Below are 15,059 nucleotides of genomic sequence, written 5' to 3'. Positions count from 1 at the left end.
TCAACCCCCGGTTGCGGTGACGATTGCGGACCAAGCCGAACAGCCAATCGTCTTGCATGCACGAACCTGGAAAGTGGCGCCGGAAGGTACTCCTGAGTAGTTGATTACTACGGATGTCGCCGCTCCACTGTAGGTGCCACGCCCAGTGACCTCATACCACGCGGCGCCAGGTACCGAGTTCCAGCTGACTGTGTAACGAACCTGCCACGGCGGGAAGGAATTGGTGACGATGTAGCGCGCCGTAAGACCGGTAGGGGTCGTCGGAGGGACGTTCACCGTGATTGCGGCGCTGGCGCTGTACCCGCTGCACCCACCTTGATTGCAGGCAGCTACGCGGTACGCATAGGTTCCGTCACCTCGGGCTAGCCCGATCGAGGTTGATGCGTTGTTCTGCACTGCTGTCCATGCACCGCCATTGGAACTCTCCTCGATTAAATAGGTGCTCGCCCGATCAACACTACCCCAGGTCACCGTGAAGCTTCCGGTGGCCGAGCTCCCAGGTACTGAAATTGAAGGCGCGCCCGGAGGACGCATGACGACGACTGCGGTAGTTGAACCTTGGGCGCCGCAACCACCGTCATTGCAGGCCGCAGCACCATAGTAGATGGTGGCATCGGGTCGACCAGACAGCGTGGCACTTGTGCTGCCTGTGGTGAGCACCGCAGTCCAACCAGCACCTCCTACGTTCTCGTACACGGTGTAGTAGGTGGCCGCTGACACCGGCGGCCAGCTCAACGCGATGCTGCCGTCATTGGACAATGCAGGGCCGGATAGCGTGGTCGTCCCAACGGGCGGGCGAACAACCCGAATGGTCGCGATTCCGCCAGAAGGTCCGCACCCGCTGCTGTTACATGCCGAAGCGCGGTAGTTGTAGCTCCCGTCCGCCTTCTGTGAGTAGGCAGAGGATGTCGAAGCCCCGGAGTAAGCGATGGTCCAGCCGGAGCCGCCGATGCTTTCTTCCAGCCGATAGCTGCTCGCGCCCGCAACGCTTGTCCAAGTTACCGAGTAGTTACCATTTGCCGAAAGGGTCGGTGCACTAGTGGTGGGTGCCGTTGAGGGCAGTCGCAGTACCTGTACGCTACTCACAGTTCCGTACGCCCCGCATCCTGCCTCGTTGCACGCGCGGGCGCGATAGCCGTACGTACCGTCTGGCTTGGAGGCAAAACTGCGCGCCAAGGTTGCAGCGTTCTGAATCTCCGTCCAGGCGCCACCGCCTGCGCTCTCTTCCAGTCGGTAGGTGGAAGCACCTGCAACAGACTGCCATGCCACAGTGTACGTTCCATCCAACGAAAGCCCGGGAGCGCTGATGGCAGGGCCGGAAGACGGCGACGATTGCACCACGACCGAGGCGGTCGCACTCCACCCGCCGCAGACCGTGTTCCGGCACGCGCGCACGCGATACCCATAACTTCCGCCTGACCTGCCGGTGATGTTCTGCAGGTGGTCGGGCCCTGAGTAGATGTTCGACATAGGGCCGCTACCGGCCTGCTCCTGCAACTCGTAGCGGGTAGCTTGTGCGGTTTCGTTCCAACTGACCACAAAGTTCCCGTTGCTGCTCTGGGCTGGCGCTGTAATCACTGGAACCGCTGGCGCAGTAGACGTGGCGATCTCCGCCAACAGACTTCCGTTCAGGTACACATACTCGGTGCTGCTGGCGTTACGATCGTTGTCCTGCCTGCGAAGCACGCCATCCTGCCCGTAGAGGGCGGTGATCGGCCCCGTAGCTGAAGACGAAAGCACGCGGCGCCCGTGTCCGTCATAACGGTAGTTATCCTTGCCGACGACGGTGCGAAGGCGATTTCCGTAGTCGAACTGGAAACCTTGCCCGTTCTTGCTGGCAAGGTTTCCCTGGGCGTCGAAGGCAAGGCCCATCACGGTGGAGCCGCTACCATCCAGCACGTTGCTCATTCTATTGCTCGCGTCATACCAGTAGCTGTGATTGCGTACAGCCCCCAGAGCGGCGGTACGGATGTTGTCCAGAGCATCGTACGTATAAGCCATCTGGCCGTTGCCACCGAAGGCAGGTGAGTTCGCGGTAATCAACCGGTCGGCCGTGTCGAACGACATTGAGCGGGTGCGCTGAGAATTCAATCCATCCGTGATCTGAGTGACATTTCCTGCAGCGTCATAGCTGTAGCTGTTGTTCATGACCCCGCCGTCCACCACTTGCGCGGGCAGCTGTCGGTCGTTCTGCTGCATGGTGTGAACGATGCCATTGCCGTACACGAATCGCTTTACTCCACCATTTGGATGGTAAGTGACCGCAGTGGCGAAAGCACCGACATGGGTAGGTTGGCCCAAGGCGTTCGGCCCGTAGTCCAGTGTCAGCCCGCTGGGATATTGAATTGCGGCCAGCGACGCATTGGAGTCGTAGAAATACCCTACGGATTGGCTGGGAAATCCGGTCTGTACAATGGACTCGCTGGTTAACAGGCGTCGCTTGTTGTAAGTATAGTTGTTGACCACCTGGCTGCCGCCGCCATCGTTGCGGGTGGTGATCTGGCTGACCTTTCCGTCGGGCGTGTAGGTCCAGCTCTGGTCACCATTTCCGTCCGGGAAGGTGAGGGTTCGCAGGCGGTTGCGCGTATCGTAAGAGCGAGTTGCGCGTCGCGCCGCAACTGCCGGGGAGCTGCCGTCCTGCTCGCAGTCTGTTAAGCCAGGCAGACCGCCAGCAGACCAGGCTACATTGCCGGCGCCGTCATAGCCGGTCAGGGTTGCTCCGGTTTCCGGCTCCACTGTCCGGCAGAGTTCCTGATAACTGTTGTATGTGTAACTGCGGGTGACCTGAAGGCTTCCGTCGGCATTGCCGCGGGTAATACTCAGCGGTTTTCCAAAGGCATCGCGTGGAATGGTGGTAACTGCCTCCTCCGGTTGAAGGATCCGTACAGGACGCTCGAACGAGGGCGTGTCGAGCATCTGGTACCACGTACGCGTTTCAGCCCCGCGCGGATTTCTGACCAGCGCGAAAACGCCCGATGCGTCACTGAGGTAGCGGGTGGTGGTGGTAAGGGGGCCTAGTTCGGAGTCCTGAACCACCGAGACCGCCCGGCCCAGTACATCATATGTTGTCCAAGTGCCCCGATCCACATTGGCTGTTGTTGCCGGGTACGCGGCAAAGACGACCCTGCCGTCGTTGTCGTATTCGTTCCCGGAGAAGCGTGTAGTGGACGCGTCAAGGCTGTCATACTCGACACCAACAAGCGGGCGCCACAGTGCATCGTAATAGGCCACCGAGGTTCGGTTGCCCGCGGTGGTCGTTCTTCGCCAGTGCCCCGCTGCGATGCCGTACTCATCACCAGCCACCTGCGTGAAGCTTTGGTTCATCGCGTTCCACGCCGTGGAGTCCGCACTGGGGTAGTCAGTGCCCGCAAGCCTTCCCATCGCGTCGAACCGATAGGCCGTCGTATACCCGTTCTGATCCGTTACTTGGTTGATCCAGCCGCGATCATCAACCGTTGCGGTGAGGCTGGTGGCGTCGGGGAAGCCAATCGCCTGGGGAATGCCGCGCTTCCACGACCCCAGTGTGATTGTGTTTCCGTTGCCGTCGCGCAGAGACGCAATGGTACCATCGGAGTTGTAACTGATCGCTTGCGCGAACTTGCCAAACGACCAGAACTGCAGCGGGCGTGCAGTCGTTGGGTCAAAGGATGCCTGGTCGGTCAGGATGCCGTTAACTGAACGCGTTGCGACCTGTCCCAGTATCCACTTGGACTCATTGTCGTGGTAGCTGAGCGTCTCAACGGTTGTTGCCGCCAAGGCGGGAGTGAGGGCGGAAACTGTAATCAGGGTGAGAGCTCCCCACCCTTCGAGTGTTCTCAGTGTGCGATGACGCAATTTGCAATCCATATGCTTCCCCGTACATGGTTGCGGCGCGGCTCTTTCAAGCTGCGGCTCTACAGTGCGCTGTGGTCTGCCCTCAGGGCGAGCTGGACCGGGTAACCTGCGTTGGTCGGGCGTACGCGTCGAATTGATCGACGCGGTACATGAATGACTGGCCGTCCTGCGTGGTGATGCGCGACTGCAGAGGCTTTGGAACTTCCTCTTCCTTCGAGCACGCCCAGCAAGGGTTGTTTCCGATCCTTGCGTAGCTGCCGTCGGGGTTGCGCCGATACTGAAGATCAATTCGCCGGGCGACGCCCTGTGCGTTGCCGCGCTCTTCAGTAAGCATCCGCCCCTCGAGATCCCCGTACTTCTGGCTAAAGGTGTAGCGATTCCAGCTTCCATCTTCCCGGGCGACCGTGACTGTTCGGGTCTCTGGGCATGGTGTGGTGGAACAGTAGATGTGCTGTCCTGTATCGAGGCTCGCAGCGAGCGGCGAGTACTGGTAGTCCCACGTAAGGGGACTGAGGCCGGGCCCGGAGATGGTCTTGCGGTTGAGAGCGAGGACTGTCAGCAGGTGCGACTCGACTGGATAGAAGACCTGAGTAAAGGATCGGCAGGTATTCGGTGCGTTTGTCCTTCCATGGATCCTGTAGCTCAACTCAAACGTTCCGGTGGCTCCAGACGGATGGGTCATGACGACGGTCGCCGAGGAGCTCGGTCCTGGCGTGAAAGACACGAAGTCTGCGCAGTTTCGCCAGCCCCCGATGGGGTTGTCGAATGCAGCTCCCGCATTGATTGACCAGCTGGAACCGTCAGGCAAGATAACTCGGCTCAGCTTGCGTCCACCGGCTGTACCCGAATATTCGTAGTTCCATGTGCGGCCATCGGCAACTACGCTTGCTACCCCGTCTGGGCCGCGATTGATGACCATTGAGCGGCCATCGCTGGCGCTTACTACGGTCTGGTCGGTGCTGTAGGTGAAGGTGACAAAGTTGCCTTCCCGGTCCTCGACTCGCGTGACCATCGCGCGAAACTCACGCAGCCCCATTGTGCTCGTGTAATTGAACGAGCCGTTGCCGTAGTTCGCCGTCATCGTTCCGCGCGGAATGGCGATGATGCGGTCGAACCAGTAACGGTCTCCATTCGGGGCGTGCGCCATGAAGGCTTCGCCAGAAACACCGTTGCTCGTCCCAGGGAGGCAGGAGAAAACCCAGCGGTCTGCGGTAGTCCAATGATATGAATTCCCGTCTGTAGGTTGCTTTGCAGCCGCGTCCAAGATGATCATCGGCTTGCTCTCAGTGCCAGGAAGATTTAGAGAAAGGCCTCCCCAGAAGAAGTAGGGGTCAAATGCGAAGCCCACGCTTCCCTGTCCGCTTCCTACGAACTCAGAGGGTGCGCTTGCCTGCTGTGGCGCGTTCAACGGAATTGAGCATCGCCGGAGCGGCTCTCCGGGCACCATGGATACCCAGCCGCTTTGACCAAACATGCCTGAGATGTAGGGAATGTCCAAGTCCCAGTCGCTCATGGACTTGAAGGTGTCCCTTCGGCCGCCCATCTTCAGTGTGCGGGAGAACCGAACAGGAAGCGCATTGTTCCCGGGCAGATCGACGTCCACCTGGGTGAACTGCATTCCCCCTGTGTAAAGGCTGATGCGGTCCCCAAAAAGGTCGTTCCCCAGCGAGGTCAGCTCACCCAAGCCTTTTAGCCTGTCCTCATAGAAGACACCCGCCTGTGAAGATGTCAGCGGGGCGCCCGTTTGGGACAGGGCATGAGCGCAGAAGCACGAGAGGAATACCGCCAGGATAATGCTGAAGGTTCTGGATTGCGACGACACGAACGTCCCCCTGTAGTGCCGGTCGTTACCAACCGGACATGGTTCCAGTAGTGCTTCGACGCCAACAGGACAAGCTCAAGACATTTGCAATTCGAACGAGACATTAAGTTTGTCTCCTTCGTGGTTTCTGGTGCGCTGCGCGAAAACTGACCCACAACTTGCCGCGCCGCTATTGCAGTGCAGTAAATAAGGAGGTCGCACTCCCCGTGCGATGTGGCGGACATTAACTCACGTTTACATGCTGCGCAACTGGCGTGTGGAGAGTGCGCGGTGAGCTTGGCGGGATGGGTCTCGATCGCACAAGTTGCAGAGGAGGTCGCGGATATTCCATGGCGCAATCGTTGATCACGATGTGTGCGCTGGATCACGCTATGTTGGTTGCGTGTCTACCATGACGTTCGGTAGTGCGTGCCTATCGAAATCCAATATTATGCGAAACAAGCAATTTCACTTGGCGTGCGGATTAGGGCATGGTGTCGCCTCGGAGCTGGAACTTCACTTATAGCAATCGTTGATGTCCTATGTGGGAAGGGTGGCGGAGTACAACACCGTCGCGGGATTGCGCCGCGCCGTGTGCCATCAAGCGGGTTTCAGCCTCTCGAACCCCTCGCCATCACGGCGAAGGAGACTTCCACGGAGGTGGCAAACGCGTCGTTCGAATTCCGAAGTTCCCTCAATTGAGCAACTCAAGGCCTATGTCGGATGGCGGGCGCATTCCGTGCCTGATGTTGCGAGGTACGTGGATGGACCGATTTGCGCTGTCGGTAGGCGGCAAGGTAATCGTGGAAGTGGAGTCCAAGCGGATCACGTTGACGTTGGATGAAACGCCGATTCCGGTGCCGTGCCGGTATCGGGATCATTTGCCGAAGAAGAAGCGGCGGGCGACCGGTTCCGATGGGCAGGCGTGATCGGTAGGATCGCATCTCGATCGACCGCCGACCAACGCCGAACGTTCGGTAATGGCATGACCATCAACGAAGAACAGCATTGCGCACCGGTTGAGTTGCACACCGGTTTACGCCCGGTGCCGCACCAGCAGCTGCGTCATCAGCGCCCGCAAGGCCGGCGGGCGCACCGGCTTCGAGAGGAAGCCCCAGCCGTTCTCCACTGCCTGCGCCTTCAACGCATCATCCCGCTCGGCAGTAACCAGAATCACCGGCGGCCGTGCCTTCCACAGCTCGCACAGCTGCTCGTACAGGTCCGGCCCATGCCACTGACCCATGCGCACATCCAGCAGCACCAGCTGCGGCACGTTCAATGCAGAGGCAATCTCGAGCGCGGCATGCGGGCCATCAGCCAGCTCCACCCGGCAGCCCCAGCGTTCCAATAGTGCACGGGTGGCCGCACACACACGCGGATCATCATCAATGCTCCACACCCGGCACTGCCGCAGTGGGCTGTCATCGCCCGAATCCGCCGACACCGCCGGGGCAGGGGCGGGCGCCGGTATCGCATCGGCGCTGCCCAGCGGCACGGTCACGGCAAACACGCTGCCGCTGCCCAGCGTGGAGCGCAGGTTGATGCGGTGCCCCAGCAGCCGCCCGATGCGCTCCACGATCGCCAGGCCCAGCCCGGCGCCGCGCTCCTGGTCCACGCCATCATCCAGCCGCCGGAATTCCTCGAAGATCTCGCCCTGCAGGCTCTCCGGAATACCCGGGCCCTGGTCATGCACCTCAATGCGCAGCTGGTCGCCCACCCGGCGGCACCCGATCAGCACCCGCCCACGCGGCGTATAGCGCAGTGCGTTGGAGAGGAAATTCTGCAGGATGCGACGCAGCAGCGCCTCATCACTCACTACCACCGCACGGGTATCCACCCAGTCCAGCTGCAGCCCACGCGCTTTGGCGGCAATGCCAAACTCACGCGCCAGTGTTTCCAGCAGCGGCGACAGCGCAAACGCACGCACATGGGTCTGCAGCGTGCCAGATTCCAGCCGCGAGATATCCAGCAGGCTGTTGAGGATGGCATCCTGCGCGGCCAGCGCCGCATCCACATGCTCGCTCAGCTCGCGGGCGTCGCCACTCAGCTTGCCGCGCAGCACCGAGACGAACATGCGCGCCGCATTGAGCGGCTGCAGCAGGTCATGCACGGCCGAGGCCACGAAGCGGGTCTTGTAGCGGTTCGCGCGCTCGGCCTCGCGCCGCGCCTCGTCCAGGTCGCGGGTACGCTCGGCCACGCGGTGTTCCAGCGCATCGGCCAGCGAGCGCAGCTCACGCGCGGTGTTCTTGTAGGCGGTGATGTCCGCGTAGCTGGTGACGAAGCCGCCATCGGGCAGCGGGTTGCCACGAATCTCCAGCACCGTGCCGTCGTCCTTCTCGCTCTCGCGCATGTGCGGCCGGCCGCTGCGCAGGTGGTTCAGGCGACGTTCGATGGCCTCGTCAATCGGCCCCGGGCCGAGCAGGCCACGGCGGGCGTTGTACCGAAACGCCTCGGCAATGGGCACACCCACCCGGATCAGGTCCGGCGGGAACCGGAACAGCTCCAGGTAGCGCGCATTCCACGCCACCAGCCGCTGCTCGCTGTCGATCACCACCACGCCCTGCGGCAGGTGCGCCAGGCTGCGGCTGAGCCCGCTGTCGGCCTGCTGGGCGGCCTGCAGCACGCCATCCTGCGCGGTGCGCAGTTCCTGTGCGTGCTGCTGCAGCACCGCTTCCAGCTCCAGGCGGCTGCGCTGCCGGTGCGAGGCCAGGCGGCGGCGCTGCTGCACGAACAGCGCCAGGAAACAAAGCGCCAGCCATATGCCGCCGGCGGCCAGCGCGGTACTGCGGCCCACGGCGGCGCTGGCGCCGGCATCGTGCAGCAGGTGCAGCTTCCACTGCGGGTCATCCAGCACGTAGGTCTGCCACAGCATCGGGCGCGGAATGGAGGGCTGCTCCAGCCGCACCATGCGGCCGCCATCGGCCAGAACATCCAGCGTGCGCGCCTGCAGCGGTTGCAGTGAACGGTCGGCGTACTGGCGGGTGGCCAGCATCTCGTTGCGCTCTGCCGGGGAAAGCGGGCGCAGCAGGCGGTAGCGCCAGGCATCGCCGTTGGCCAGGAACACCACGTCATGCGCATCGCTGGCCATCACGATGTCGGTGCTCTGCAGCCATTCCTGCTCCAGCGCCCGCAGCTCGATCTTGATCGCGATGACACCCAGCACGTCGCCGTCGTGGTTGAGGATCGCCTGCGACAGGAAGTAGCCCGGCACCGCCGTGGTCATGCCGATGCCGTAGAAGCGCCCGGTGCCCTTGGCCATGGCCTGCTGGAAGTAAGGCCGGTAGCTGTAGTCCTCACCCACATTCGTGGTGGGCTGGTCCCAGTTGCTGGCGGCCACCGCTACGCCATGGCGGTCGATCAGGGTCAAGGTGGAGGCGCGGGTGACGTTGTTGGCCTGCTGCAGTTTCAGGTTGAGCCGGTGGCGCTCGGCGTCATCCAGCGGGTTGCTCACCGCCTGCAGCAGTTCCGGGTCCAGCGCCAGCAGCTGGGGCAGGGTGCGGAAGCGGTCGATGCGCTGCTGCAGGGTCTGCGCGTACAGGTCCAGCTGGCGGCGCACCTGGCTGCTTTCGGCTGCGAGGGCGCGCTGCTGGGCATAGCGGCCGGCAACCAGGCCAGCCAGGAGCGTACCGCCCACCATGACCAGCAGGGTCAACAGCAACGGGCGGTAGCGGGAGACGCGGTACATGGCGTCAGTTTACGGCGTGCCGGCGGGTGCGCGTTGCACGCACCCGCCGTTGAACATCAGAAGTGAACCTGCGCCCGAAGCTCGAAGATCTCCGGCTTGGTCCGCACGCCACGGCGGCTGGCATCAGCCCACACGTAGTTCGCCTGGAACTTGAAGTGGCTGGTCAGGTACCAGTTCGCACCCACGGTCCAGTCGTGCTGGCGGCCACCGAATACGTCGGCGTCGTCCAGGTCGATGCGGCTGTAACGGGCCAGCAGTTCCACCGCGCCGTAATCGTGCGCCGGCTTCACGTTGGCCACGGCGCCCGCGCTGTACGGACGCGATTCGCCGGTGACGATCCAGCTGCCCATCACGTACTGGCCATCACCGGTGTAATCCGGCTTGCCATCACGGGTGACGGTGGTGCGCAGCGCTTCGGCCTGCACCGAGAACGGGCCATGGATGTAGATGCCCTCCAGGCCGGTGCGGCGGATCTGGTCGGCGGTGACCAGCGAGCCCGAATCCACGAGGCGGATGTCGGTCAGGCCGGCTTCCGGGCGTGCGCGCAGGCGGGCGCTGGCATTGAAGTGCACGTCACGGCCGTCGCGGTAGCCGCGCGGGTTTTCCTGCGAATAAGCCAGGCCCAGGTGGATCACATCGCCCGGTGCCTTCACCGGGGTCCACACGCCGCGCACGGCCTGGGTGGTGCCGGGATTGTCACCCTGCAGGTCCTTGCCGCCATAGGCGCCCACCTGCATCAGGTACTGCGGGCGCTCCAGCACCCACTCGGCACCGGTGCGGCGGCCGGCGTAGAAGGCCTGCACGGGCAGGGCGGTTTCCACGAAGCTGCCGGCGCGCGAAGAAGTGTTGGAATCCAGGCCGACCGGGGTCTTCATGTAGCCGAAGCGGAAGCGGCCGATGTCCTTGCCGAACACAGCCTTGCTCTCGAAGCGGAAGAACACGTCCAGCCAGGTGTCGGCCTGGAAGTCGTAGTACACCATCGCGTCGTACACGCCCTTCTTCTTCAGGGTCGCGCCAAACTCCTTGCGGCGTACCGCATCGTCATCTTCGAACGCGTCGGCGCCGGAGAAATCGTTGAGGTCGTAGGCGATGTTGGCAGTGGCGGCCAGTTCGGTGCCGTCGCTGAAGGACACCTTGGTCGGCCAGTTGTCCCAGTCCGCGGCGGACGCGGCGAGGGGGGCGGACAGGGCGGTGAGGGCGATAAACAGGGGGGTCAGGCGCATGGATATGGTCTGGCTTCTAAAAAGTGGGGCAGAACAACAACGGCCGCGAGCGGGAAAACTGTTGGGCCACAAGGCCCGGAACGACACGGCCACCCGCCGCCGTGGGGGCGCGGTGCCCGTGCAGTGTAGGCACTGGGCTTGGCTGAACAGGGGGGCTAGTACCAATAGGTTATCTGCGTGGGGATGCAGCGGGCGTAAAAAGACCACGCCCGATGCCGCCGCCTGCGGCCGGCATCCCCGTGACACTGCCGGAGTTTCCCATGCACGTTCCCACCGCTGCCCCGCTTGCAGCCAAGCCGTTGCCGTTCTACCGCCATCTGTATTTCCAGGTGGTAGTGGCGATCGTGCTGGGCGCCATCCTTGGCCATTACGAGCCGGCCTTCGCCGAATCGCTCAAGCCGCTGGGCGATGGCTTCATCAAGCTGGTGAAGATGATCATCGCCCCGGTGATCTTCCTGACCATCGTCACCGGCATCGCCGGCATGACCCACCTGCGCACCGTGGGCCGGGTGTTCGCCAAGTCGATGGCCTACTTCCTGTTCTTCTCCACCCTGGCGCTGATCGTGGGCATGGTGGTGGCGCACGTGGTGCAGCCCGGCGCCGGCATGAACATCAACCCGGCCGACCTGGACCAGACGGCGGTGCACAGCTACGTGGAAAAATCCCACGAGCTGACCCTCACCGGCTTCGTCATGGACATCATCCCGGCCACCCTGGTCAGCGCATTCGTGGATGGCAACATCCTGCAGGTGCTGTTCGTGGCGGTGCTGTTCGGCATTTCGCTGGCCCTGGTGGGTGAGCGCGGCCGCCCGGTGCTGACCTTCCTGGAGGCGCTGACCGCCCCGGTGTTCCGCCTGGTCCACATCCTGATGAAGGCCGCGCCGATCGGTGCGTTTGGTGCCATCGCCTTCACCATCGGCAAGTACGGGGTGGGCTCGCTGATCAACCTGGCCTGGCTGGTGGGCTCGTTCTACCTCACCGCGTTCCTGTTCGTGGCGGTCATCCTGGGCGTGGTCTGCCGCCTGTGCGGGTTCTCGGTGTTCAAGCTGGCCCGCTACCTGAAGGCCGAACTGCTGCTGGTGCTGGGCACTTCCTCCTCGGAATCGGCGCTGCCGTCGCTGATGGAGAAGATGGAAAAGGCCGGCTGCAGCAAGTCGGTGGTGGGCCTGGTGGTCCCCACGGGCTACTCGTTCAACCTGGACGGCACCAACATCTACATGACCCTGGCGGCGCTGTTCATCGCCCAGGCCACCAACACCGAACTGACCCTGGGCCACCAGATCGCGCTGCTGCTGGTGGCGATGCTCAGCTCCAAGGGCGCCGCTGGCGTGACCGGGGCGGGCTTCATCACCCTGGCGGCCACCCTGGCGGTGGTGCCGGAAGTACCGGTGGCCGGCATGGCGCTGATCCTGGGCGTGGACCGCTTCATGAGCGAATGCCGCTCGCTGACCAACTTCATCGGCAATGCGGTGGCCACGGTGGTGGTGTCGCGCTGGGAAGGCGCGCTGGACCGCAACCGCCTGGCGCTGGCCCTGGATGGCCGCGAGGCCGAGCTGCCGCCGCTGGCCACCGACGACCTGCCGTCGCCGCTGACCGCTCCGGCGCGCTGAACACGCCCCTCCCCCTGATGTGTGTGCAGCAGGTCCGTGCCGTCCCCCCTTGGGCGGCACGGCCTGCTTTTTCATAGGGGTTTCCGGTGATGTAAGTTGTCATCGGAGCCCGTCAGGCTGGCGTGGCATACGCCGGCGCACGGCCTGCCTGATGTGCGGTCGCAGCATGATCGCGACAGCGTAGCGACAGGTCCAACACCGCCAACGGGGGTATGATCCCCTGTTCCTCTCGCCCATTCATCTGCAGAAAGCGATGTCCAACGAAGATTTCAAACAGGCCGCCCTCGACTATCACCGCATGTCGCCGCCGGGCAAGATCAAGGTCACGGCGACCAAGCCGATGCTGACCCAGCGCGACCTGTCGTTGGCCTATTCGCCGGGCGTGGCCCACGCCTGCGAAGCCATCCTGGCCGACCCGCAGCAGGCCAGCGAGCTCACCGCCCGTGGCAACCTGGTGGCCGTGATCTCCAACGGCACCGCCGTGCTGGGCCTGGGCAACATCGGCCCGCTGGCCGGCAAGCCGGTGATGGAAGGCAAGGGCGTGCTGTTCCAGAAATTTGCCGGTATCGATGTGTTCGACATCGAAATCAATGAAAACGACCCGGACAAGCTGGTCGACATCATCGCCTCGCTGGAGCCGACCTTCGGCGGCATCAACCTGGAAGACATCAAGGCGCCGGAGTGCTTCATCGTGGAGCGCAAGCTTCGCGAGCGGATGAACATCCCGGTGTTCCATGACGACCAGCACGGCACGGCGATCATCGTCGGCGCCGCGGTGCTCAACGCCATGGTCGTCACCGGCAAGAAGATCGAAGAAGTGAAGCTGGCCACCACCGGCATGGGCGCCGCCGGTGTGTCGTGCGTGAACATGCTGGTCTCGCTGGGCCTGAAGCCGGAAAACATCCTGGCGTTCGACCGCGAAGGTGTGATCCACACCGGCCGTGCCGACCTGGACCCGGAAAAGAAGCGCTATGCCCGTGATACGGACAAGCGCACGCTGGCCGAGATCGTCGATGGCGCTGATATCTTCCTGGGCCTGTCGGCCCCGGGCATCCTCACTGCGGACATGGTCAAGACCATGGCCAAGGACCCGGTGATCTTCGCGCTGGCCAACCCCACCCCGGAAATCATGCCGGAAGTGGCGCGCGCAGTGCGCCCGGATGCGCTGATCGGCACCGGCCGTTCGGACTACCCGAACCAGATCAACAACGTGCTCTGCTTCCCGTACCTGTTCCGCGGTGCGCTGGACGTGGGCGCCACGGCGATCAACGAAGAAATGAAGATCGCCTGCGTGCACGCGATCGCCGCGATGGCGCGCCGCGAAGCCAGCGACCTGGGTTCGGCCTATGGCGATGACACCCCGAGCTTCGGCCGCGACTACCTGATTCCGCGCCCGTTCGACCGCCGCCTGCTGGTGGAGCTGTCGGCCGCCGTGGCCCAGGCCGCGATGGATTCGGGCGTGGCCACGCGCCCGGTGGCCGACATGGGGGCCTACCGCGAGAAGCTGGCCCAGTTCGTCTACCGCACCAGCCTGATGATGAAGCCGGTGTACGACCGCGCGCGCGCCGATAAGCAGCGCGTGGTGTACGCCGAAGGCGAGGAAGAAGTGGTGCTGCGCGCGGTGCAGAACGTGGTCGACGAAGGCCTGGCCTTCCCGATCCTGATCGGCCGCCCGGACGTGATCGAATCGCGCATCGAGCGCATGGGCCTGCGCATGAAGGCCGGCGTTGATTTTGACGTCACCAACATCAACGACGACCCGCGTTTCAACGACTACTGGCAGTACTACCACAACCTCACCGGCCGTCGCGGCGTGACGGTGGCGGCGGCCAAGAACCTGATGCGCTCGCGCCCGACCCTGATCGCGGCGGTGATGGTGGCACGCGGCGAAGCCGATGCGCTGCTCACCGGCGTGGTGGGCCGCTTCCACAAGAAGCTGGGCTACGTGCGCAGCGTGCTGCCGCTGGAATCGAAGGTTACCTCGACCTCGGCCATGACCGGTGTGATCAACCAGCAGGGCGTGTTCTTCTTCGTGGATACGCACGTGCAGGAAGACCCGACCGCCGAGCAGATCTGCGAAGCCACGCTGCAGGCGGCCTACCGCATGAAGCTGTTCGGGATCGAGCCGAAGGTGGCGCTGCTGTCGCACTCCAACTTCGGCAGCCACGATTCCAAGGACGCACTGAAGATGCGCACCGTGCGCGAGCTGCTGCTCAAGCGCAACCCGCGTCTGAACGTGGACGGTGAAATGCAGGGCGATACCGCGTGGGATGAAGCGCTGCGCCAGAAGCTGCTGCCCGACAGCACGCTGAAGGGCCGCGCCAACCTGTTCGTGCTGCCCAACCTGGAAGCGGCCAACATCGCCTACAACCTGGTGCGCGTGTTCACCGACGGCGTGGCGATCGGCCCGATCCTGATGGGCGTGGCCAAGCCGGCGCACATCCTGACCACCAGCGCCACCTCGCGCCGCGTGCTCAACATGACCGCCATTGCCGCGGTGGATGCGCAAATCCGCAAGCAGCTGGAAGCAGAGAAGGCGTAAGCGCCTTCGCTGCATCCGGCGCGAAACGCGAATGGGTAGCTACCGACCGTTGGTCGGTAGACCTTGAAGAAGGGGCCGGTGCACCGCACCGGTCCCTTTTGCATTTGATGTTTCCCCGTGTACCGACCAACGGTCGGCACCTACCGTGTGCACGTCGTCCGTGCTTCACGGCCGCAACATCGCCGCAGTCCCGGCGTCACCGGCCTGCAACCTCCAACGGGCCAAATACCCCCACGCGGCCCGGCCGTGGCGGTGGTCCGCTGGACCCCGCCACCCTGGGCCCGACCACTTCCCCCCCTCTGGAACGGCGCCATGCGCACTCGTCCTGCAAAGCGGTACTTCAAGCAGTTGTTCGCGTTGTATG

The 15,059-nt window shown here is 63.5% G+C and carries 7 protein-coding genes; 3 read left to right on the top strand and 4 right to left on the bottom strand.

Annotated features, from left to right (window positions below):
- Positions 1-3,846 carry a wall-associated protein gene (locus tag ACQG3P_RS03865; protein ID WP_426804260.1) on the bottom strand — a complete coding sequence of 1,282 codons (3,846 nt, stop codon included), beginning with the start codon at positions 3,844-3,846 and terminating at the stop codon, positions 1-3.
- Between the two features lie 70 nt (positions 3,847-3,916).
- A complete protein-coding gene (locus tag ACQG3P_RS03860; RefSeq protein ID WP_426804259.1) occupies positions 3,917-5,656 on the bottom strand; it encodes a hypothetical protein in 1,740 nt (579 codons plus the stop codon).
- A 743-nt stretch (positions 5,657-6,399) separates the two neighbouring features.
- Between ACQG3P_RS03860 and ACQG3P_RS03855 the strand changes: the two genes are divergently transcribed.
- Positions 6,400-6,564 carry a hypothetical protein gene (locus tag ACQG3P_RS03855; RefSeq protein WP_426804258.1) on the top strand — a complete coding sequence of 55 codons (165 nt, stop codon included), beginning with the start codon at positions 6,400-6,402 and terminating at the stop codon, positions 6,562-6,564.
- Positions 6,565-6,671: 107 nt separating this feature from the next.
- Here ACQG3P_RS03855 and ACQG3P_RS03850 read toward each other — a convergent pair whose 3' ends face one another.
- A complete protein-coding gene (locus tag ACQG3P_RS03850) occupies positions 6,672-9,320 on the bottom strand; it encodes a hybrid sensor histidine kinase/response regulator (protein ID WP_426804257.1) in 2,649 nt (882 codons plus the stop codon).
- A 56-nt stretch (positions 9,321-9,376) separates the two neighbouring features.
- Positions 9,377-10,543, bottom strand: a complete 1,167-nt coding sequence (locus ACQG3P_RS03845; protein ID WP_068853954.1) for an OprO/OprP family phosphate-selective porin — start codon at positions 10,541-10,543, stop codon at positions 9,377-9,379.
- 260 nt (positions 10,544-10,803) lie between these two features.
- Here ACQG3P_RS03845 and ACQG3P_RS03840 point away from each other — a divergent pair, with 260 nt between their 5' ends.
- Both ACQG3P_RS03840 and ACQG3P_RS03835 read left to right on the top strand, forming a co-directional pair.
- Positions 10,804-12,153, top strand: a complete 1,350-nt coding sequence (locus ACQG3P_RS03840; protein ID WP_426804256.1) for a dicarboxylate/amino acid:cation symporter — start codon at positions 10,804-10,806, stop codon at positions 12,151-12,153.
- A gap of 253 nt (positions 12,154-12,406) precedes the next feature.
- Positions 12,407-14,695 (top strand): NADP-dependent malic enzyme, encoded by a 2,289-nt coding sequence (locus ACQG3P_RS03835; RefSeq protein ID WP_068853953.1) that lies wholly within the window; start codon positions 12,407-12,409, stop codon positions 14,693-14,695.
- The last annotated feature ends 364 nt before the right edge of the window (positions 14,696-15,059 follow it).

This window comes from Stenotrophomonas sp. SrG, assembly GCF_050031795.1.
Classification (GTDB): Bacteria; Pseudomonadota; Gammaproteobacteria; order Xanthomonadales; family Xanthomonadaceae; genus Stenotrophomonas; species Stenotrophomonas rhizophila_A.
This window is presented reverse-complemented; position numbering and strand designations above follow the sequence as displayed.